The 21570-nt window shown below is 68.9% G+C and carries 15 protein-coding genes; 11 read left to right on the forward strand and 4 right to left on the reverse strand.

Annotated elements, in window-relative coordinates:
- The first annotated feature begins 157 nt into the window (after window positions 1–157).
- The 4 genes from LK06_RS25175 to LK06_RS25190 all read left to right on the forward strand — a co-directional run bounded on the left by LK06_RS25175 (window position 158) and on the right by LK06_RS25190 (window position 7072).
- Window positions 158–1651: a diaminobutyrate--2-oxoglutarate transaminase family protein gene (locus tag LK06_RS25175; protein WP_078859100.1), complete on the forward strand. Its 1494-nt coding sequence runs from the start codon at window positions 158–160 to the stop codon at window positions 1649–1651.
- A 408-nt stretch (window positions 1652–2059) separates the two neighbouring features.
- Window positions 2060–4018, forward strand: a complete 1959-nt coding sequence (locus LK06_RS25180) for an IucA/IucC family protein (RefSeq protein WP_043435542.1) — start codon at window positions 2060–2062, stop codon at window positions 4016–4018.
- Window positions 4019–4143: 125 nt separating this feature from the next.
- Window positions 4144–4896: a GNAT family N-acetyltransferase gene (locus tag LK06_RS25185; protein WP_039652587.1), complete on the forward strand. Its 753-nt coding sequence runs from the start codon at window positions 4144–4146 to the stop codon at window positions 4894–4896.
- Window positions 4897–5095: 199 nt separating this feature from the next.
- Window positions 5096–7072: an ATP-dependent DNA helicase gene (locus tag LK06_RS25190; RefSeq protein WP_039652542.1), complete on the forward strand. Its 1977-nt coding sequence runs from the start codon at window positions 5096–5098 to the stop codon at window positions 7070–7072.
- A 198-nt stretch (window positions 7073–7270) separates the two neighbouring features.
- Here LK06_RS25190 and lexA read toward each other — a convergent pair whose 3' ends face one another.
- Window positions 7271–8050: a transcriptional repressor LexA gene (gene lexA, locus LK06_RS25195; protein WP_039652541.1), complete on the reverse strand. Its 780-nt coding sequence runs from the start codon at window positions 8048–8050 to the stop codon at window positions 7271–7273.
- Window positions 8051–8643: 593 nt separating this feature from the next.
- On the opposite strand from lexA, the gene nrdR reads away from it, so the two are divergent.
- Complete coding sequence (gene nrdR, locus LK06_RS25200) at window positions 8644–9195, forward strand: transcriptional regulator NrdR (RefSeq protein WP_039652586.1); 552 nt, start codon at window positions 8644–8646, stop codon at window positions 9193–9195.
- A 164-nt stretch (window positions 9196–9359) separates the two neighbouring features.
- Window positions 9360–12254, forward strand: a complete 2895-nt coding sequence (locus tag LK06_RS25205; protein ID WP_043435544.1) for a vitamin B12-dependent ribonucleotide reductase — start codon at window positions 9360–9362, stop codon at window positions 12252–12254.
- Window positions 12255–12337: 83 nt separating this feature from the next.
- On the opposite strand, the gene LK06_RS25210 is transcribed toward LK06_RS25205, so the two are convergent.
- Window positions 12338–12871 carry a TerD family protein gene (locus tag LK06_RS25210; protein ID WP_039652539.1) on the reverse strand — a complete coding sequence of 178 codons (534 nt, stop codon included), beginning with the start codon at window positions 12869–12871 and terminating at the stop codon, window positions 12338–12340.
- 153 nt (window positions 12872–13024) lie between these two features.
- On the opposite strand from LK06_RS25210, the gene LK06_RS25215 reads away from it, so the two are divergent.
- The 5 genes from LK06_RS25215 (at window position 13025) to LK06_RS25235 (ending at window position 17912) form a co-directional block, all read left to right on the forward strand.
- On the forward strand, window positions 13025–13630 hold the full coding sequence (locus LK06_RS25215; protein ID WP_039652585.1) for a YdbC family protein: 606 nt from the start codon (window positions 13025–13027) through the stop codon (window positions 13628–13630).
- Window positions 13631–13811: 181 nt separating this feature from the next.
- Window positions 13812–14471: a histidine phosphatase family protein gene (locus LK06_RS25220; RefSeq protein WP_039652538.1), complete on the forward strand. Its 660-nt coding sequence runs from the start codon at window positions 13812–13814 to the stop codon at window positions 14469–14471.
- 12 nt (window positions 14472–14483) lie between these two features.
- Window positions 14484–15389, forward strand: a complete 906-nt coding sequence (locus LK06_RS25225) for an ADP-ribosylglycohydrolase family protein (protein ID WP_039652537.1) — start codon at window positions 14484–14486, stop codon at window positions 15387–15389.
- Between the two features lie 1129 nt (window positions 15390–16518).
- Window positions 16519–17220 (forward strand): ribonuclease HII, encoded by a 702-nt coding sequence (locus tag LK06_RS25230; protein WP_039652536.1) that lies wholly within the window; start codon window positions 16519–16521, stop codon window positions 17218–17220.
- A gap of 68 nt (window positions 17221–17288) precedes the next feature.
- Window positions 17289–17912, forward strand: a complete 624-nt coding sequence (locus LK06_RS25235) for a hypothetical protein (RefSeq protein WP_071659062.1) — start codon at window positions 17289–17291, stop codon at window positions 17910–17912.
- 465 nt (window positions 17913–18377) lie between these two features.
- Here LK06_RS25235 and LK06_RS25240 read toward each other — a convergent pair whose 3' ends face one another.
- Window positions 18378–18998, reverse strand: coding sequence for a hypothetical protein (locus LK06_RS25240; RefSeq protein WP_039652534.1), 621 nt, complete (start codon window positions 18996–18998; stop codon window positions 18378–18380).
- Between the two features lie 266 nt (window positions 18999–19264).
- Window positions 19265–21430 carry a RecQ family ATP-dependent DNA helicase gene (locus LK06_RS25245; protein ID WP_039652533.1) on the reverse strand — a complete coding sequence of 722 codons (2166 nt, stop codon included), beginning with the start codon at window positions 21428–21430 and terminating at the stop codon, window positions 19265–19267.
- Window positions 21431–21570 lie beyond the last annotated feature (140 nt).

A 21570-nucleotide genomic window follows, 5' to 3' on the forward strand; every position in this document is an offset into this window, starting at 1 on the left:
GGGTCCTTCACGACAAAGGATCTTGTGGCAACCCGTAACCCGTTGGGGTGCCCGCGGTTGTAGAGATAGGGGGCCTGCTATCCGCGTCCGGTCTCCGCAGATCGATCCGTCATCTGAACAGTGGGGAAGGCAGCGAACCTTGGCCGTTACGGAGCCGATGGCTGAAGGCACGCACAGGGAAGTGCGTGCTGTGCACGAGGGGATCCTCAGACGTCAGTCGGCGCGCGAATCCTCCGCCCGTACCTATGCTCGGGCCCTACCCATCGTGCCGGTCCGGGCGCGCGGGCTCACCATCGAGGGTGCCGACGGCCGCCGCTACCTGGATTGCCTCTCCGGCGCAGGCACACTCGCCCTCGGCCATAACCACCCGGTCGTGCTGGAAGCCGTCCGCAAGGTCCTCGACTCGGGTGCTCCCCTCTCCGTCCTCGACCTCGCCACCCCCGTCAAGGACCGTTTCACTACTGAACTGTTCCGCACCCTTCCGCCCGGCCTGGCCGACCGGGCCCGCGTTCAGTTCTGCGGCCCGGCCGGCACCGACGCCGTCGAGGCCGCTCTGAAACTCGTCCGAGCCGCGACCGGCCGCACCGGCATCCTGGCCTTCACCGGCGCCTACCACGGCATGACCGCGGGTGCCCTGGCGGTCTCCGGCAGTGCCGGCGACGTCCAAGTCGCCCGCCTGCCCTACCCGCAGGACCATCGCTGCCCCTTCGGGATCGGTGGCCCCCGCGGCGCCGAACTCGCTGCCCGCTGGACCGAATCGCTGCTCGACGACCCCAAGTCGGGCGTACCCCTGCCCGCCGGGATGATCCTGGAACCCGTCCAGGGCGAGGGCGGGGTGCTCCCGGCGCCGGACAGCTGGCTGTGTCGCATGCGGCGGCTCACGGCGGACCGCTCCATCCCGCTGATCGCGGACGAGATCCAGACGGGCGTCGGCCGCACGGGCGCCTTCTGGGCCGTCGACCACAGCGGCATCACCCCCGACGTCATGGTTCTCTCCAAGGCCATCGGCGGCAGCCTCCCCCTGGCCGTGATCGTCTATCGCGACGATCTCGACGTCTGGCAACCCGGTGCTCACGCGGGCACCTTCCGAGGGAACCAGCTCGCCATGGCCGCGGGCACCGCCACCCTTGCCTACGTGCGTGAGAACGGCCTGGCCACACGAGCCGCCGACCTCGGCTCCCGCATGCTGGCCCGGCTGGCCGATTCTCTCGGCGCGTTCGCATGCGTGGGGGAGGTACGCGGACGTGGGTTGATGATCGGGATCGAACTGGTGGAACCCGAGAGCGACGCGGCCGCTCCCGGTGGCCGTCCGGTGCCCGGCGGCTGTCCCCCGCCCGTCGTCCACCCCTCGCCGCCCTCCGACCACCCGATGACACCGGGCAGCCTGGAGCCGGCCCTCAGCCCACGTCCGGCCGCACCCCAACTCGCCGCAGCCGTCCAGCGGGAGTGCCTCCAGCGCGGGCTGATCGTCGAACTCGGTGGCCGCCACTCGGCAGTGGTGCGGCTGCTCCCTCCCCTGACCATCAGCGACGAACAGGCTGCCGCAGTCCTTGACCGTCTCACCGACGCGGTGGCAGCGGTGGCCCGCAACCACGAGCAGCACGGCCCGCACTACCTACGGCAACCCAGCCCCGCCCAGCGCGTGGGCTGAGAGCCGCACACCCGCCGGTGGGCCTTGAAACAGCCGTGTCCCAGGGCAATACCCCATGGCCGAGGGCCACGCCGTGTCCCCAGCGCACACGGCGTGGCTCTTGCCCCGTCCCACCCAGCCACCGATCCCACCCGCAAGGGACGCCCCCGACACAGTCCGCCCAGCGACCAGCGCATTGCCGCCTGCTCTCGCAACGCCGCTTCCCCGCTCCCGGTCTCTCCGCCGGCGCTGCACCCGCGCGCCGAGACGGTCGTCGGCCCAGGGGAACTGCGGCCGAGCGGTGGACGGAGACCGCGATCGCGCGGGCCAGGGCAACGGTCACAACGGGGGACACGAACGAACGGCACAGCAGGGACACGAACGGCGAATGGCCCCTGACCACCTCACCCCCAGTCCCGAGGAGCCGTCATGACCGACAGCCTCACCCCCGACGGCAGCTCCGCTGCTCCCGACGAACAGGGAGACCCCGGTGCGCCGACCGCTCCTGTCCCGCTCGCCGAGTCAGTCCCCCAGCAGCAGAGGCGCACGGCGACGCCGGTGCCATGGACGCAGCCCGGTACCGACCCGCTGGATGACTCCGACCCAGGCGCCGTGGCCCAGGCCGCCGCCGTGGAGAACCTTCTACGGTGCTGGGTACGTGAGACTGACCTCGGCGCCCCCACGTCGGGCACCCTGCGCATCCCGCTGCCGGCCAGCGGTACCGCACTGATCGCCCCGGTCCGCTACTGGTCCCCGACGGGCTGGCACCGCTTCGGACCAGCACGCTTCGCCGGTGCCCCCGCAGCCTCCCCGCCAGTCGACGCCGTCACTCTCGCGGCCCTGCTGGCCAGGCAGGCAGCCGCAGACACCGGCAGTAGTGCTCCCCCGGCTCCGGCACCCGCAGCACTCGGCCTTGGTGACGGCAGCGACCTCGCAGCCAGGGTGGCCGACTCCCTCCGCCGCGTCACCACCTTCATCCGCGACAGGCGCGAACAGCCTTCCGCCGCCGCCGACCTTTTCCTCGACGCCGAACAGGCCCTCGTGCTCGGACATCCCCTGCACCCCACTCCCAAGAGCCGGGAAGGGCTGACCGAGACCGAAGCCCGCCAGTACTCACCTGAACTGCGGGGATCCTTCCCCCTGCACTGGATGGCTGTCGCCCCCTCGCTGCTCGCGACGGACTCCGCCTGGACCGAGCGGGGCCGTCCGGTCCCTGCCGCCCACCTCACCCGCCGTCTCGCCGGAACCACGCCGAGCCACCCCGACGGATACACCGTCCTGCCACTCCACCCGTGGCAGGTACGAGAGGTGAGGCACCGCGAATCCGTGGCCGCCCTCCTCGACCGCGGACTGTTGCGCGACCTCGGCTCCCTCGGCATGCCCTGGCACCCCACCTCCTCCGTGCGCACGGTCCACCGGTCCGGCGCGCCCGCAATGCTCAAGCTGTCGCTGGGCCTGCGCATCACCAACTCCCGGCGCGAGAACCTGCGCAAGGAACTCCATCGCGGGGTCGAGGTGCACCGGCTGCTGCGCACGGGCCTGTGTAGTCAGTGGCAGGACGTGCACCCGGGCTTCGACATCGTCCGCGACCCGGCCTGGATCGCCGTCGACGATCCGGACGGGGCGCCGCTGCCCGGACTCGACGTGGTGATCAGGCACAACCCGTTCACCCCGAGGGACAACGTCGGCTGCGTTGCGGGACTCGTCTCGCCCCGGCCACTGCCCGACCCGGACTCCGGCTCCTCGCCGCGGCAAGCGGTCCGGAGCATGCGTTCCCGGCTGGCGCAGCTCGTGGCGCGGCTCGCCGCACGCACCGGCCGTCCCGGGGGAGCCGTCGCCGCCGAGTGGTTCCTGCGCTACCTGGAACAGGTCGTGCGTCCCCTGCTCTGGCTGGACGGTGAGGCCGGCATCGCCCTTGAGGCCCATCAGCAGAACACGCTGGTCCTGCTGGACGGTGACGGATGGCCCGCCGGCGGCCGCTACCGCGACAACCAGGGGTACTACTTCCGTGAGTCCCGCCAGGCCGAGTTGGACGTCCGCCTCCCCGGTATCGGCGAGCACAGCGACACGTTCGTCTCCGACGAGGTCACCGACGAACGCTTCGCCTACTACCTCGCCGTCAACAACGTGCTGGGCCTGATCGGTGCTTTCGGCTCGCAGCGCCTCGCAGACGAGCGACTACTCCTCGCGGCCTTCCGCCGCTTCCTCAGCGATGTCGCCTCGGGCCCCCGCGCCCTGCGCACCACCCTGCCCAGCCGTCTCCTCGACTCACCCGTGCTGCGCTGCAAGGCCAACCTGCTGACCCGGCTACACGGCCTCGACGAACTCGTCGGCCCGGTCGACACCCAGTCCGTGTACGTCACCATCGCCAACCCTCTCCACGCGTGATCACCACCTTCCTTCACGTCTCCGATCGGCTCTTCGGCCCTCCCCGCGCTCGTCATGAGCACTCCGGCCCGTCTCCCGCATCTCCGGGGACCATGACCCACTCCGTCTCCCGAGAGGAGCGCACCATGCCTCCCACCGACGCGAACACCGCCACCCGCCCGGGTCCCGGCCTCCACCCCGGCCCCGCCCCGGACAGCCCGGCGCGAGCGGTCCCCTCCACCGCTGAGGGCGGTGGCACGGACAGCGAGGACACGTTGGACCTGCGCCTCCCCGCCGGGTTCCTCGCCCTCCTCGCCACGGATGTGCCCGGCCTCCTGGACCAGCTCCACGCGTGGGGGTCTGCCGTCACCTCCGTCGGCTGCTTCCGTTTGGCGCCGGTACGCGTGGAGCGAGACCTGCCGCTCGTCCACCACTGGATGAACGATCCCGCCGTCGCGCAGTACTGGGAGCTGGCCGGGCCCCGGAGCCTGACGGAGGACCACCTGCGGGCGCAACTCGATGGCGACGGGCGCAGTGTGCCGTGTGTGGGGGTGTTGGACGGCACACCGATGAGCTATTGGGAGATCTACCGGGCGGATCTGGACCCGCTGGCCCGCCACTATCCGGCCCGTCCGCATGACACTGGGATCCACCTCCTCGTCGGTGGCGCCGCCGACCGGGGCCGCGGGTTGGGCTCAGTCCTGCTCAGAGCCGTGGCCGACCTCATCCTCGACAGGCGCCCCGCCTGCTCCCGCGTGGTGGCGGAACCCGATCTTCGTAACACCTCTTCCGTCGCCGCGTTTCTGAGCGCCGGTTTCCGGTACGAGGCCGAGGTCGACCTCCCCGGCAAGCGGGCCGCCCTCATGATCCGGGACCGTCTCCTGCGCGATGCGATGTAGCGACACGTGACGGCATCCTCACAGTGAGTACGGACGGCGGGGTCGTGGTGTTCCCGGGCCCCAGTGCGTCGGGACCGGTGTTCCGGCATCCGGCCCCACCGTCCGCTGTCCCGGCCCGGCGCGGAAGACGCCCTGATTCCGACCCTGGTCCGGCCGTGTCCGCCCGTTTGTCAGTGCCGGGCCGTAGGGTGGTCGGGCTATGACAAAGCCCTCACTCCCCGAACTCCTGCATGCCGCCGTCACCGCCGTCGGCGGCACGGAGCGTCCCGGTCAGGTGACCATGGCCGAAGCAGTCGCCGAGGCGATCGATGACGGATCCCACCTGTTGGTCCAGGCCGGCACCGGCACCGGCAAATCGTTGGGCTATCTCGTGCCCGCGCTCGCGCACGGAGAGCGGGTGATCGTCGCGACGGCCACGCTCGCGCTTCAGCGTCAGCTCGTGGAACGCGACCTACCACGCACGGTCGATGCCTTGCACCCGTTGCTGCGCCGTCGCCCGGAGTTCGCGATGCTCAAGGGCCGGTCGAACTACCTCTGCCTGCACCGGTTGCACGAGGGCATGCCGCAGGACGAGGAGGAGGGCCTGTTCGACCAGTTCGAGGCAGCCGCGCCCACCAGCAAGCTGGGCCAGGACCTACTGCGGCTGCGGGACTGGGCGGATGAGACCGAAAGCGGCGACCGGGACGATCTCACCCCTGGCGTCTCGGACCGCGCCTGGGCACAGGTGTCGGTGTCGTCGCGGGAGTGCCTGGGTGCGTCGAAGTGCGCGTACGGCGCCGAGTGCTTCGCGGAGATGGCCCGCGAGCGAGCCAAGCTCGCCGAGGTCGTCGTCACGAACCATGCGCTGCTGGCCATCGACGCCATCGAAGGCGCTCCGGTGCTGCCCCAGCACGAGGTGCTGATCGTGGACGAGGCACACGAACTCGTCCCCCGCGTGACCGGTGTTGCCACCGGCGAACTCACGGCCGGTCAGGTCAACCGTGCCGTGCGTCGTGCCGCCAAATTGGTGGACGAGAAGGCTGCCGACCAGCTCCAGACCGCTGCCGAGGGCTTCGAACGACTGATGGAGCTGGCGCTGCCGGGCCGTCTTGAGGAGATCCCGGAAGATCTCGGCTACGCCCTGATGGCGCTCCGTGACGCGGCCCGGGCGGTCATCACCGCGATCGGCGCGACCCGCGACAAGTCCCTTCAGGATGAGGACGCCGTCCGCAAGCAGGCGCTGGCCTCGGTGGAGACGGTGCACGATGTGGCGGAGCGGGTCTTGAACGGCTCCGAGTGGGATGTCGTCTGGTACGAGCGGCACGACCGCTTCGGTGCCTCCCTGCGGATCGCCCCCATGTCGGTGTCAGGGCTGCTCAGGGAGAAGCTCTTCGCGGACCGCAGTGTGGTCCTCGCCTCCGCGACCCTCAGGTTGGGCGGTGACTTCAACGGTGTGGGAGCGTCTTTGGGGCTGGGCCCCGAAGGATCGGAGGGAGAAGACCTGCCGAAGTGGAAGGGAGTCGACGTCGGCTCACCCTTCGACTACCGCAAGCAGGGCATTCTGTATGTCGCGAAGCACCTGGCGCGCCCCGCGCGTGACGGCGAGCGGGCCGACATGCTCGACGAATTGACGGATTTGATCCAGGCGGCCGGAGGCCGCACGCTCGGGTTGTTCTCGTCCATGAGGGCTGCCCAGCTCGCCGCGGAGGAGCTGCGGTCACGGATTCCCGAGTTCCCGATTCTGCTGCAGGGCGAGGAGACGCTCGGCGAGTTGATCAAGAACTTCGCGGCCGACCCGAAGACCTGTCTCTTCGGCACGCTGTCACTGTGGCAGGGGGTCGACGTCCCAGGGTCCGGCTGCCAGCTGGTCGTCATGGACAAGATCCCGTTCCCCCGCCCCGATGACCCGCTGATGAGCGCCCGCCAGAAAGCGGTGGAGGAGGCGGGGGGCAACGGCTTCATGGCAGTGGCGGCCACACATGCGGCCCTGCTGATGGCCCAGGGCGCCGGTCGCCTGGTGCGCGCTTCCGGGGACCGGGGTGTCGTCGCGGTGTTGGACCAGCGACTGGCTACTGCGCGGTACGGCGGATACCTCAAGGCGTCGCTGCCTGACTTCTGGTACACCACGGACCGTCATCAAGTCCGCAGGTCACTCGCTGCCATCGATGCGGCAGCGAAGCAGGCGGAGGCCGAGTAGGCCGCAGGGGGGACCGGTGGCGGGCGGAGGCGGAGTGATCGCGAGAGCGGCTTGGCCTCCGCCGGTCAGGTCGCGTGCGGGGCGAAGCAGTCCGGGGTGCAGGGGTGTAGCCCGGACATGGGCAGGGCCCCGGAACCGGCGCAGAGGTCCCGAGGCCCGGTCAGGGAGCGGGTCGGCCGGAGCCGTCCGCCGCAACCGTCAGACGCGTCGCAGTACGGCGACGACCTTACCCAGGATGGTCGCGTCGTCGCCGGGAATCGGCTCGTAGGCCGAGTTGTGCGGGAGGAGCCAGACGTGGCCGTCTTCGCGCTTGAAGCGCTTGACCGTGGCTTCTCCGTCGAGCATGGCTGCGACGATGTCGCCGTTCTCGGCGACCGGCTGACGGCGGACGGTGACCCAGTCACCGTCACAGATCGCGGCTTCGATCATGGAGTCGCCGACGACCTTGAGGACGAACAGTTCGCCGTCACCGACGAGCTGGCGGGGGAGAGGAAAGACGTCCTCGACGGATTCCTCCGCCAGGATCGGGCCACCGGCGGCGATGCGGCCGACCAAGGGGACGTACGAAGCGGCAGGCTTGCCGGCGGTGTCCGTGGGCTGCACGGCCATGGTCTGGTCGGAACCGCGTACCTCGTACGCGCGTGGGCGGTGCGGGTCGCGACGAAGGAAGCCCTTGCGCTCCAGCGCCATGAGCTGGTGTGCGACCGAGGAAGTGCTGGAGAGGCCGACGGCCTGGCCGATCTCCCGCATGGACGGCGGGTAGCCGCGTCGTTGTACGGAGTCCCTGATGACCTCGATCACCCGGCGCTGCCGGTCGGTGAGCCCGGAGCTGTCCGCCCTGATTCCAGGAGGTCGGCCCGGCAGGGAGCGCTTGTGCCCCTCGGGATGGATGGCTTCGTTCATCGCGTGTACCGGCTCGACTCGGCCCTGGGAGCGGTCCTGGGCGGTGATGGTGGCACTGTCTGCGGTGGTGGTCACGGCGGCCCCTCTCGATGGTCTCCCTGCTGCACAACGGTAGTTGCTTTCGAAAGGTTGCGCCAAACACACGTTCGAGTGAAAAAGTGCGATTCGCCTGACGGGATCACATGTGTGGGTGTACAGCTCGCCCCATGACCGACGGACAAAAGCGCACATTGCTGTACTCTTCACCGTCGGGGTTGTCGGCCTTGTGAGCCGCACCCCAGTCTGCCATCCCCGTTCCGTTCCACCGGGATCCTGGCTCCTCCCGGGTGTGGGTTCCGTGATCCTCTCTGCGGTGCCCGTGGATCCCCGTGGATGCCGTGGCGGTGGCGCCCGGGCCTTGTCCGCGGTGTTCCGGTGGTTGCCGGTGGGTCGTTGGCGGACCGTTGGCGCGCTGTCGTAGCGTCCCTGCCTGCCGTTCCCTCCGCGACACGCGAGTCTGTCGTTGCCGATCAGTTCATCCCCACATCTAGTGGTTGGATGGCTACAGCAGCCCACAAGTTGTGGTCCGGGTCTGAAGTGGCTCCACGATCGCCTATGCTTAGGGCTGCTTCGCGGGGCCCAAGGGTCCGGTGGGGTTGCTGAGTCTGCTGTGAGGAGGGTTGGAGATCATGCACTGCCCCTTCTGCAGGCACCCCGACAGCCGAGTGGTCGACAGCCGTACGACCGACGACGGCACGTCGATTCGCAGGCGCCGCCAGTGTCCGGACTGCTCCCGTCGTTTCACGACCGTGGAGACGTGCTCGCTCATGGTGGTCAAGCGGTCCGGAGTCACCGAGCCTTTCAGTCGTACCAAGGTCATCAACGGCGTGCGCAAGGCGTGCCAGGGGCGGCCTGTCACTGAGGACGCACTCGCCCAGCTCGGCCAGCGGGTCGAGGAGGCGGTGCGAGCCACCGGAAGTGCCGAGTTGACCACCCATGACGTGGGTCTGGCCATACTCGGCCCGTTGCAGGAGCTCGACCTTGTCGCCTATCTGCGGTTCGCCTCCGTCTACCGGGCGTTCGAGTCGCTCGAGGACTTCGAGGCCGCCATCGCGGAACTGAGGGAGGCGACCCAGGGGCGCGCCGCCGACGACGAAGACGTGGCAGCGGGGAGCCAGGAAGACGATCGCAGGCCCGGCGAGACCAGTCCGGTCGCCGTGCCTGCCCACGCCGCCGACTGACCAGCGGACCGGACACCGGCAGGAGGCCCGGGGTCCGGCCGGGGGGCGGCGACCGAAGACCTGTTGCGGGTCGCAGCTGAGGGTGCCCGCAACACAAGACAGAACACCGTGCCACGGAACAAACGGGGCACTTCAGGGCGTTTTCGCCCGTACAGGGAGGCGGCATGACAGAGACGGCGAGCGGTCCGGCACGAGGTTCCCGAGCCAAGGGTGCCAAGGCCACCAAAGGGCTGCGTATCGAGCGCATCCACACCACTCCCGGCGTACACCCGTACGACGAGGTTTCCTGGGAGCGCCGTGACGTCGTCATGACCAACTGGCGCGACGGCTCGGTCAACTTCGAGCAGCGTGGCGTCGAGTTCCCCGACTTCTGGTCGGTGAACGCGGTCAACATCGTCACCAGCAAGTACTTCCGGGGCGCGGTGGGCACCCCACAGCGCGAGACCAGCCTCAAGCAGCTGATCGACCGCATCGTGAAGACGTACCGGAAGGCAGGCGAGGACCACAAGTACTTCGCCTCGCCCGCCGACGCCGAGATCTTCGAGCACGAACTGGCGTACGCCCTCCTGCACCAGGTCTTCAGCTTCAACAGCCCGGTCTGGTTCAACGTCGGCACCCCGCAGCCGCAGCAGGTCTCCGCCTGCTTCATCCTGTCCGTCGACGACTCCATGGAGTCGATCCTCGACTGGTACAAGGAAGAGGGCATGATCTTCAAGGGCGGCTCCGGCGCAGGCCTGAACCTCTCCCGGATCCGTTCCTCCAAGGAACTGCTCTCCTCCGGCGGCAACGCCTCCGGCCCCGTCTCCTTCATGCGCGGCGCCGACGCCTCCGCCGGCACCATCAAGTCCGGTGGTGCCACCCGCCGTGCCGCCAAGATGGTGGTGCTGGACGTCGACCACCCGGACATCGAGGACTTCATCGAGACCAAGGTCAAGGAGGAAGAGAAGATCCGCGTCCTGCGCGACGCGGGCTACGACATGGACCTGGGTGGTGATGACATCACCTCCGTCCAGTACCAGAACGCCAACAACTCGGTCCGCGTCAACGATGAGTTCATGAAGGCGGTCGAGGCGGGCAGCAACTTCGGCCTGCGTGCCCGGATGACCGGTGAGGTCATCGAGGAGGTGGACGCCAAGTCGCTCTTCCGTAAGATCGCCGAGGCCGCGTGGGCTTGTGCCGACCCGGGCATCCAGTACGACGACACCATCAACAACTGGCACACCTGCCCCGAGTCCGGCCGGATCACTGCGTCGAACCCGTGCAGCGAGTACATGCACCTGGACAACACGTCCTGCAACCTGGCCTCGCTGAACCTGATGAAGTTCCTCAAGGACGACGGCAAGGGCAACCAGTCCTTCGAGGCCGAGCGCTTCGCGAAGGTCGTGGAACTCGTCATCGCGGCGATGGACATCTCCATCTGCTTCGCGGACTTCCCGACCCAGAAGATCGGCGAGAACACGCGTGCCTTCCGCCAGCTCGGCATCGGCTACGCCAACCTCGGAGCCCTGCTGATGGCGACCGGTCACGCCTACGACTCCGACGGCGGGCGCGCCCTGGCCGGTGCCATCACCTCCCTGATGACGGGTACCGCCTACCGCCGCTCCGCCGAACTGGCCGCGGTCGTGGGCTCGTACGACGGCTACGCCCGCAACGCCGACGCCCACAACCGCGTCATGACGCAGCACGCCGACGCCAACGACAAGGCCGTCCGCATGGACGACTTGGACACCCCGGTGTGGGCCGCTGCCACGGAGGCCTGGCAGGACGTGCTGCGCCTCGGTGCGAAGAACGGTTTCCGTAACTCCCAGGCATCCGTGCTCGCCCCGACCGGCACCATCGGTCTCGCGATGTCCTGCGACACCACGGGCGTCGAGCCTGACCTGGCCCTGGTCAAGTTCAAGAAGCTCGTCGGCGGCGGCTCCATGCAGATCGTCAACGGCACCGTGCCGCAGGCCCTGCGCCGCCTGGGCTACCAGGAGGAGCAGATCGAGGCGATCGTCGCCCACATCGCCGAGCACGGCAATGTGATCGACGCGCCCAGTCTGAAGCACGAGCACTACGAGGTGTTCGACTGCGCCATGGGTGAGCGCGCCATCTCCCCGATGGGCCACGTCCGCATGATGGCTGCGATCCAGCAGTGGATCTCCGGCGCCATCTCCAAGACGGTCAACATGCCGGAGACGGCGACCGTCGAGGAGGTCGAGGAGATCTACTACGAGGCCTGGAAGCTCGGCGTCAAGGCGCTCGCCATCTACCGCGACAACTGCAAGGTCGGCCAGCCGCTGTCGGCCAAGACCAAGGAGGCGGAGAAGGCCGAGGTCACGGAGAAGACCGAGGCTGCCATCCGCGAGACGGTCGAGAAGGTCATCGAATACCGGCCGGTCCGCAAGCGACTCCCCAAGGGCCGTCCCGGCATCACCACGTCCTTCACGGTCGGCGGCGCCGAAGGCTACATGACCGCCAACTCCTACCCGGACGACGGTCTCGGGGAGGTCTTCCTGAAGATGTCCAAGCAGGGTTCGACCCTCGCGGGCATGATGGACGCCTTCTCCATCGCCGTCTCCGTCGGTCTGCAGTACGGCGTGCCGCTGGAGACCTACGTCTCCAAGTTCACCAACATGCGCTTCGAGCCGGCCGGTATGACAGACGACCCGGACGTACGAATGGCGCAGTCGATCGTCGACTACATCTTCCGCCGCCTGGCGCTGGACTTCCTTCCCTTCGAAACCCGTTCCGCGCTCGGTATCCACTCCGCTGAGGAGCGCCAGCGCCACCTGGAGACCGGTTCCTACGAGCCGGCCGACGACGAGGTCGACGTCGAAGGACTGGCCCAGTCGGCGCCGCGCGCCCAGGAACTGAGGGCGGTCACCGCGCCAAAGGCCGCGGCCGAGGTGGCCAAGTCCGCCCCGCAGCAGGCGCACACCAGCGCGGAGCTGGTGGAGATGCAACTGGGCATCCAGGCCGACGCTCCGCTGTGCTTCTCCTGCGGCACGAAGATGCAGCGCGCCGGCTCCTGCTACATCTGCGAGGGCTGCGGCTCGACCAGCGGCTGCAGCTGATGACACACGGTTCGTGAAGCGAGGGGCGACGGCCCGTCCGGCGCCCCTCGCTTCACGCGTTTTCGTGCGGAGCGCACTCCCCGTCAGGGTTGGTGCGCCCTGCCCATGACCCGGGTGAACGTCGCCGGGTCCTCGTCGAAGCCGCGCACACCTGGAAGGTGGGTCCAGGTCCCGGCCCCGTCCCGCACGAACTCGGCGATCGTGGCCGCCGTCGACCCGAGAACCGAACCGAAGTCGTCCTCGCCGAGTATGGTGTAGCCCTCCCGGATGCGCGTGGCCGGATTCAGAACGTCCACGAACGTCCTGCGCGTCGGTCGCTGTTGGATGACGACACCCACCACCACGCGTGTGTACCGGCTGTCGAGACGGTCCAGTTCGAGCGTCATGACCTCGTCCCAGCCGAAGCCCCTGCCGTCCGTGCTGTCGCGGTTCAGATTGATCGTGCCGTCCGGCGACCGGCTGTCGAAATGCACCAGATAAGCCGGAGTCCCGTACGCGTCTTCCGACACGAACGTCGCGGCGATGAGGTCGAGATCGGTCGGTGGCTGACCCGTCGGACTGGGGTCCCACCTCAGTGCGACCTCGGCCTTGCGGATTCCCTTGCTGAAGCCGGTCACCGGGCTTCCCCCTTCCCCCTGAGGCGCTCTCGTCCCCCAACTCCCCTGGAGTGAGGGTTTCTTGTCCATCGTGCCATGCGTGTGGGGGCGCGTGAGCGGGAGATCTCCGCCAGACGTGACCGAGGCCACGCCGGCTGGCCTTACGATGGCGCGGTGCTGGTCAAGTGGATTCGCTGCACCGTGGTGGACCGCCGTGGTTTCGAGCGGGGGCAGCGGAAATGGGCGGGGCTTCTGGGGGAGCCGGGTTTTCGGGGACAGGGCGGAGGCTGGAGCCGGCAGCGGCAGGGGGTGGCGCACATCTTCGGCTTCTGGGAGAGCCGTGTCTTCTACGACTCCTTCATGGCCCGCTCCCACGACCGTCTGGCGGCCGCTCAGTCCGGCACGTTCACGGACGCTCAGACCAAGCTCTTCGAGTACCGCTTCGACGTGAAGACGGGTTTCGAGCCTCGGTTCACCGACACCGACCTGATCAGGTTGGCGTTGTGCCGGGTGCGTGCCGAGCGCGTGGAGCACTTCACGCTCATGCAGGAGAGAGTCTGGAACCCGGCGATGGCGGGCTCGCCGGGCATGATCCGCGGTATGTTCGCCGAGGCCTCCGAACAAGAGTTCCTGGTGCTGTCGATGTGGCGTTCGGCCGCCGAGCACGGCAAGTACCGCACGGAGCGGGTCGAACGCCTCGCCCTGCGCGCTCAGACCGAGGCGGACATCGCGGCGGTTTCGGGTGACATCGTGGAGCTTGAGCCGTCCTGGACGGTGTGAACCCGGGTTCAGTGGGTTCAGTGCGTTTGGAAACCAAACCTCACTTCGGAGGCGAACCTCGGACCCGCAGGAGCCGCGAGTGGTGCCCAGGAAGGGGCTTGGACGCGGAATTCATGTGACCTACGCCGTATGGAGCCGGTGCGAGTGCCCGACCTTCCCCGGCTCGATCTAGGGTCTTGGCATGGCACGACCACGGCGCATCGTCCTTGTCCGGCACGGAGAGTCAACCGGCAATGTCGACGACTCCGTGTATGAACGGGAGCCCGACCATGCTCTCGCGCTGACCGAGCGCGGCTGGCGACAGGCGGAGGAGACTGGCGGGAAGCTACGGGAGCTCTTCGACCGGGAACGCGTGAGCGTGTACGTGTCCCCGTACCGCCGCACCCACGAGACGCTCCGCGCCTTCCGTCTCGACCCCGGCCTCATTCGCGTCCGTGAGGAACCCAGACTGCGCGAACAGGACTGGGGCAACTGGCAGGATCGCGACGACGTGCGCCTGCAGAAGACCTACCGTGACGCCTACGGCCACTTCTTCTTCCGCTTCCCCCAGGGGGAGTCCGGTGCCGACGTGTACGACCGGGTCGGCGGCTTCTTGGAGAGCCTGTTCCGCAGCTTCGAGGCCCCGGACCATCCCCCGAACGTGCTCCTGGTGACGCACGGGCTCGCCATGCGGCTGTTCTGCATGCGATGGTTCCACTGGACGGTGGCGGACTTCGAGTCCCTGGCGAATCCGGGGAACGCCGAGATGCGGGTGCTCGTTCTGGGAGAGAACGGCAAGTACACACTTGACCGGCCCTTCGAGCGCTGGCGGGAGCCGGTGCCGCAATGGGTCACCGGATAGAGTGGCAGAGCGATGACCGCTGACACCTCATCCCTCGGCCGCCTTGAGCGGGCCCTGGCCAGCCTGCGCGGACTGGCCGTGGGGGACGCCTTGGGCTCACAGTTCTTCGTTCCGGCGCATTACCCCTTGCTGAAGCGGCGCGAGCTGCCGGCGGGCCCCTGGCAGTGGACGGACGACACGGAGATGGCCTGTTCCGTGGTAGCCGTTCTCGCCGCCCATCAGCGTGTCGACCAGGACGCACTGGCCGGCTCCTTCGCTGAGCACCACGATTTCGACCGGGGCTACGGACCTGCGGTCAACCGGCTGCTGCGTCTCATCCGCGAGGGTGGGGACTGGCGTGATCTCGCCGCAGGGCTCTTCAAGGGCCAGGGATCATGGGGCAACGGCGCGGCCATGCGGATCGCTCCCCTGGGTGCCTGGTACGCGGACGACCCGGAACAGGCCACGCACCAGGCAGAGATCTCGGCCTATCCCACGCACCAGCACCGGGAAGCTGTGGTCGGTGCCATGGCGGTCGCCGCAGCCGCTGCGCTGGCCGGATCGCCGGACGGACCGCCCAGGCCTGAGGCATTCCTCGGCGATGTCATCGCCCTCGTGCCGAAGAGCGCGGTCGGTCAGGGACTCCGGCGCGCCCGCGACATGCTCGATTACGGTGACCCGGCCACCGTCGCGGCTGTACTGGGTTGCGGACGGCGTACGACGGCCCACGACACCGTTCCCTTCGCTCTCTGGTCGGCCGCACGGCGTCTCGGTGACTATGAGGCGGCCTTCTGGACGACCGCCCAGGTGGGCGGGGACGTGGACACGACCTGCGCGATCGTGGGCGGTGTCGTTGCCTCCGGTGAGGCGGGTGCACCTCCCGCCGAGTGGGTGAAACGGACGGAGGCGCTGCCGGGCTGGGCGCCCGCGATCATCTGAGCCGTGGAATCCGCGCTTGACGGAGACGCTCCGCGCTTGACGGCTACCCTCCGTGAAGGTCGTCCCTCCGGTATCCGCAACGGCCGCACCTTTCATGGGGAGCGGGCGGGGCGGAAAGCGGGGACAGGGAAGGACGTGTGATCCCGTGTCCTGGTTCGGAGGTCCTGTCGCAGTCGAGCTCATCGAGGGAGTGACGGGAGCCCACCGCCCGGTGTTGTGCGCATAGCTTCCCGATCACCTCGCCGGTCACGGTGTTCAGCGCGCGACGAACAGGCCCGCGGCGCCGTGGCGGACGTAGCCGAAGCTGCGGAGCTCAAGGGGGCCGGGCATCGTCGTAGCACTGGAGTGGTTCCGTTTCAGAGCCTGGATCTGCGGTTCCTCGTCCACGGCGAAGGCCGCCGGTTACGCCGCAGCACGCGTGCACCTGAACGGGTCCGCACTGAGTCATGTGTCATCCGTCGCTGCACCGCGGCAGCCGTTGCCTCCCTGCCCGCTCCTCGCGCACGTGGGGGCGGCGCAGGGGTCCGCCGTGCCGGGTGGCCAGCTGCGAGGGCCCGACCGCGGGACGTGGCCAGGCGGACCGTCCAGACCGACGTGGCTGCGGGCCTCCGCAGTTGGTCTCCGGGGAAGGGCCTGGATGCGGTCGTGCACTGGTCTCCGGACCGCCCGATGCACGGACCGCTCCGGGGTACGAGGTGATACGTGGATGTGCTCCCCTGATGCGGCAGGTACAGCGGATCAGTCGCTTGCCCCGGCTGCATGCTGTGCACGGTGATTCACACATGCGATGGGTGGCGCGTTGTGTGTTCCGTGGGGTGGTCGTTGGGAGCGTGGTGGCGTCGACCGTCATGCCGCACTGTGAAGTCATCGCTCCTGATAAGTGTGATGAATGGTGCGCGCGGATGTGGTTGATCGTGGCACCTTCGAGGCTCTTCGGTCGCGATGCTGCATCAGCTGGAAATGTGCTTGAGCGAAGAGGGGGTGCACTGGTTTCACGGGGGCAACCGCCCGGGCTATGCTTTTGCCGCCGTGGCTTCGCGGAGCTGGGCCACATCTGTCGGTGGCCTCGGCGCCGGTCGGGTGACCGGGGTGTCGCATGGGGATCCGGGCGGCGTAGTCTGGGACCGCCATGCCGTACGAACCGCCCACACACTCCGTCGAGCGCTCCCTGCGCGCTACGACCGGAGCGAAGATCATTGCCGGTGTCGACGAGGTGGGTCGTGGCGCTTGGGCCGGACCTGTCACCGTTTGCGCGGCGATCACTGGACTCCGACGGCCGCCTGAAGGGCTGACCGACTCCAAGCTGCTGACGGTCGGGCGGCGTACGCAACTGGCCGAAGTTCTGCGGACGTGGGTGACCGCCTACGCGCTGGGGCATGCTTCTCCCGAGGAGATCGACAACTCGGGGATGACGGCCGCCCTGCGGCTGGCCGCGGTTCGCGCCCTGGACGGCCTCCCGGTCCGCCCCGACGCCGTCATCCTCGATGGGAAGCACGACTATCTCGGTGCCCCCTGGAAGGTCCGTACGGTAATCAAGGGCGATCGATCGTGCGTGGCCGTCGCGGCGGCGTCGGTGATCGCCAAGGTTCAGCGCGACAAAATGATGGCCGAACTGGGTATCGACCATGCAGACTTCGGCTTTGCGGACAACGCTGGGTATCCGTCACCCGTGCACAAGGCCGCACTGGAGAGGTGGGGTCCCACCCCGCATCACCGATTGTCGTGGGCGTATCTTGATGCGTTGCCTCAGTGGCGGCACCTCAAGAAGGCCCGCAGCTGGGCGGACGGAGGCGTTCCGGAAATCGAGGGCCAGCTCGGCTTTGATTTCTGACGGTTCCGCTCGCACTCATGTGCCACCCGGTCATCCGTGCCGCACCAATGTTTGATAAAAATCAACTCATGCCTCTCATTCCCGAGGAGCCTCAGATTCACGAGAGTGCCCAGGGTCCCCGCGCCACACCGGCCAGCGGCCGCACCGCGCCGACCCCTCGCCCCGTACCTGGCCCCCGACCCGCGGCTCCGTCCCGCCCCGGTCGACCGGGCCCCATGCGGCCCACGCCGCCAACGCAGCGTACGCCGCGTGACACGGCCAAGCCGGGCCCGACCAGTCCGATTGCGCCTGCCGCCGCGGCCAAACCGCAGATCCAGCTGATCCCGGCCTCTGCTGGGGGCGCGCTCGACGCCGCCGAAGAGGCAGTCGACCTGCTGCTGGACTCGGGTCGTGCCCCCGAAGACGTCCTCGTGATCACCACGGGTGCCCAGCACCCGTGGGCCGAGCACGAGCTGTCCTTCGGAGAAGCCTCCTATTGGGCGCAGCACGACGCAGGCGACGATGTCTTCTACACAGATGCCGCCGTCGCCTCTCGAGCCGCGTCCCGCTCCGTGGTCGTCGTGGCCGTCAACGGAGGACCCGCGTCTGCCGCTGCCGCCGTCCTTCCCCTGGCACACTCCAGGGCCGGTGCGCTGCTGATCGTCTGCGGTGACCCCCAACAGATCAACTCGGTGCTGGGCGCCGGCGTCTGAGCCGCGTCCAGCCGCTGGAGCGCTGGGTGGCCTGAAGGCCGCCGTGGCGGGTGTACGCACCGCGTAACCCTTGGCGTGCCGGGCAGTTGGCGGCCGTCCCGTTCGGCGGGGCGGCTCCCCGGTGGCTCGGGCGTGAGTGGTGGGTGCGGCGTGGCCCGTCGTGGTCCGCCATGGTGATATCGAGGACCGGAATCGGTGATGGGCTGCGCCTGCACGGTGGCGCCCGGAGCGCACCATGAGCGGATCTCGTCGGCCATCGCGTGTGATGGATCAGCCGTACGTGTAGATCGGTGTCTCGATTCCGTGCGCGACCAGGTGTCCGAGCAGCCGCCGGCCAGCTCCTCTACGGCCGGCTCCGGTCAGTGGCTCCGGTGGTTGTGTGGACGTACTGAACCGGCGCCCTGCTTCGGAGCGCCGGATCACCGCTCCGGTGGCTGTTTGGACGACCGGCCCCGTGGCCCGTTCTCAGCGGGCCGCCGCCCTGCGCAGGACTTCGGAGACAGGGCCGCCGGTGCGGGGGGCGAGCGGCGGAGCCTCCGACAACGCGAAGGACTCCGGTGTGGAGTGGGCGTTGGGCCTGCGCCCACCGCGTCCCTCACCAAGTACCTGCCACCCCTCGTGAGTCAGTGTGATGTAGGCCCCGCACCTCAACCCGTGCAGCGTGCAGGCATCGCGCAGGCCCCACATCCAGGCGCCGTCCTCCTCCGTCCAATGCGCGTCGCCCTCACGGCAGTAGAGCAGTACAGCCGTCCGCACGGGCGTACGCCGCCGCAGGTCGTGCGGGATCACCCGGCGCAGCTGAGCCAGTAGAGCGTTGCGGAACATCCAGCCGTCGGCTGGGGCGGAACGGCGTGTGAAGGAGGCGCTGGCGCAGAGCCGTTCGTCTGGATCCAGAACGGCCACAATCGCCGTGGAGGGCTTCGGGTGATGACGGGCGTGCAGCCCGCTGACGATCTCACGGGGATTGCGGAGCAGCGGGATTCCGGCGGCGGCCCACTCCGCCGGTTCGAGCAGGCGACTGGCGGAGGCGGCGGACGCGGGCGTCGACAACGAGGCCGCCGAGGACGAGGCGAATCCGAAGGTCACGTTCCTCCCTTCGGCTACGCGCCCACACTGCGGGCGAGGTCGGATTCGGGGGAGCGCGCACCGCAGCGAAGCCCAACCGGATCACGGACGGACCGTGCGGGGAGCGGATCTCAATTCTTCCTGCCGAACTGAGATGCGGCAACGAGCAATTGGCGCCACCGTCTGTTATCTGATGGTGCGAGGTTTATATCCCTACCCACAGTGTCGGCTGACGACGCCTGGAGCGTCCGTTCACCGCACGCCGACTGCCACGACCGGCGGCGGGTTCAGCCCTGGACGGCGAGGACCAACGGCAACACCCCCTGCGCGCCGGACCTTCTGAGCAGACGGGCCGCGACCGCGAGGGTCCAGCCGGTCTCCGTGCGGTCGTCGACCAGCAGGATGGGACCCTGCACCTCGGCGAGCACCGATACGAGGGCGGGCGGTACCACCAACGCGCCGTCGAGGGCCTTCAGCCGTTGCGCGCTGTTGCTGCGAGGTACCCGGGGTACTTCCCCGGAGTACTCCACGGAACCGAGTAGAGGCAGGTGGCCGATCTCAGCGATCCGGGCGCCCAGGGAATGGATCAGCCGGGGCCGGGTGCGCGAGGCGACGGTGACCACCCCCACGGGTCGGGCCTGGGCGTCGGATGCACCGGAGGCCCAGCCGGCAGGGCCTCTGGCCCAGTCGGCCAGTACGTCCACCACGGCTCTCGCCACGTCGTCCGGCACGGGCGCGTCCGGCGCCCCGGAGGCGAGGAGTGGACGCAGCCGATTGCCCCAGCCGATGTCCGACAGCCGTCCCAGAGCCCGCCCCGGCGCGGCCTGTTCACCAACCGGGATTCGTCCCTTGAGATCGATACCGGCCGCCTGGAGGCCCGTCGGCCACATACGACGTGGCTCGACCTCGACTCCGGCGCGGCCCAGGTCGTTCCGGGCGGCCTCCAGCGCGGCCACGGAGGTCTCGATGGCGAAGCGTGGCCCCGCGCAGTTGTCGCAACGGCCGCACGGTGCGGCGCCCTCGTCGTCCAACTGGCGCTGCAGAAACTCCATCCGACATGCGGCGGTGGACGCGTAGGCGCGCATCGCCTGCTGCTCGGCTGCCCGCTGCCGAGCGACCCAGTCGTAGCGCTCGGCGTCGTACGACCAAGGTTCACCGGTTGCGACCCAGCCGCCCTTGACCCGCCTCACGGCTCCGTCCACGTCGAGAACCTTCAGCATGGTTTCCAGCCGTGAGCGGCGCAGGTCGACAAGGGGCTCCAGAGCAGGCAGCGACAAGGGCCTGTCGGCCTGGGCGAGGATGTCCAACGTGCACCGGACCCGATCCTCGGAGGGGAAGGCCAGTGATGCGAAGTACTGCCAGATCGCCTCGTCCTCCTTACCCGGAAGCAGCAGTACCTCGGCGTGCTCGACACCGCGACCGGCCCGGCCCACCTGCTGGTAGTAGGCGATAGGGGAGGAGGGAGAACCGAGGTGGACCACGAAGCCCAGGTCGGGCTTGTCGAAGCCCATACCCAAGGCGGAGGTGGCCACCAGGGCCTTGACCCGGTTGGCGAGCAGATCGTCCTCGGCCTGCTGCCTTTCGGCGTTCTCCGTCCTCCCCGTGTACGAGGCGACGGTGTGCCCGTGCTGCCGCAGAAAGGCGGTGACCTCCTCGGCTGCGGCGACGGTGAGCGTGTAGACGATGCCGGAACCCGGCAGGTCGCCGAGGTGGTCGGCGAGCCAGGCCATCCGGTGTGCCGCGTCCGGCAACTGCAGTACGCCGAGGCTCAGACTCTCCCGGTCCAACGGGCCTCGCAGCACCAGGGCGTCCGAGGCGGCGCCGGTGCCCAGTTGCTCGGCGACGTCCGCGGTCACCCGAGCGTTGGCCGTCGCAGTGGTGGCCAGCACGGGCACGCCGGGCGGGAGGTCGCCGAGCACGGTGCGCAGTCGTCGGTAGTCGGGACGGAAGTCGTGGCCCCAGTCGGAGATGCAGTGGGCCTCGTCCACGACCAGCAGGCCGGTCGCTGCGGAGAGCTTGGGCAAGACCTGGTCACGGAAGTCGGGGTTGTTCAGGCGCTCGGGGCTGACGAGCAGGACATCCACGCCACCCGCCTCGATTGCGGCCCGGACGTCTTCCCACTCCTCGGTGTTGGCGGAGTTGATGGTCCGGGCGCGGATACCGGCCCGGGCCGCGGCCTCCACCTGGTTGCGCATGAGCGCGATCAGGGGTGAGACGATCACGGTGGGCCCGCTCCCTCTGGCCCGCAGCAGCGAGGTCGCCACGAAGTACACCGCGGACTTGCCCCATCCCGTGCGCTGTACGACGAGAGCCCGGCGCCGGTCGGCGACCAGCGCCTCGATCGCCTGCCACTGGTCCTCGCGCAACCGGGCCGTGCCCGTGCTGTCCCCGACGAGCCTGGCCAGGACGGCGTCGGCCGCTGCTCGGAGGTCCGCGTTACTCGTGTGCTCCATGAGTTCCATACAACAGGACGGGACCGACCAGCGGGGGGCCCAGCCCTGGGATGTGGACAACTTGGACAGGCTTGTCGTGCTCCTGTCCATACTTATCCACAAGGGTGAGTGGAATTTTGGGATCCGCGAGATCGTCTCCA

The sequence above is a fragment of the Streptomyces pluripotens genome (assembly GCF_000802245.2).
Lineage (GTDB): Bacteria > Actinomycetota > Actinomycetes > Streptomycetales > Streptomycetaceae > Streptomyces > Streptomyces pluripotens.

Bases quoted from the DNA above. Each gene is read 5' to 3' on its own strand.
- LK06_RS25185 (WP_039652587.1), top strand. From the start codon at position 4,144: ATGCCTCCCACCGACGCGAACACCGCCACCCGCCCGGGTCCCGGCCTC.
- LK06_RS25180 (WP_043435542.1), top strand. From the start codon at position 2,060: ATGACCGACAGCCTCACCCCCGACGGCAGCTCCGCTGCTCCCGACGAA.
- LK06_RS25245 (WP_039652533.1), bottom strand. From the start codon at position 21,430: ATGGAGCACACGAGTAACGCGGACCTCCGAGCAGCGGCCGACGCCGTC.
- nrdR (WP_039652586.1), top strand. From the start codon at position 8,644: ATGCACTGCCCCTTCTGCAGGCACCCCGACAGCCGAGTGGTCGACAGC.
- LK06_RS25190 (WP_039652542.1), top strand. From the start codon at position 5,096: ATGACAAAGCCCTCACTCCCCGAACTCCTGCATGCCGCCGTCACCGCC.
- LK06_RS25225 (WP_039652537.1), top strand. From the start codon at position 14,484: ATGACCGCTGACACCTCATCCCTCGGCCGCCTTGAGCGGGCCCTGGCC.
- LK06_RS25235 (WP_071659062.1), top strand. From the start codon at position 17,289: ATGCCTCTCATTCCCGAGGAGCCTCAGATTCACGAGAGTGCCCAGGGT.
- LK06_RS25220 (WP_039652538.1), top strand. From the start codon at position 13,812: ATGGCACGACCACGGCGCATCGTCCTTGTCCGGCACGGAGAGTCAACC.
- LK06_RS25175 (WP_078859100.1), top strand. From the start codon at position 158: ATGGCTGAAGGCACGCACAGGGAAGTGCGTGCTGTGCACGAGGGGATC.
- LK06_RS25205 (WP_043435544.1), top strand. From the start codon at position 9,360: ATGACAGAGACGGCGAGCGGTCCGGCACGAGGTTCCCGAGCCAAGGGT.
- LK06_RS25230 (WP_039652536.1), top strand. From the start codon at position 16,519: ATGCCGTACGAACCGCCCACACACTCCGTCGAGCGCTCCCTGCGCGCT.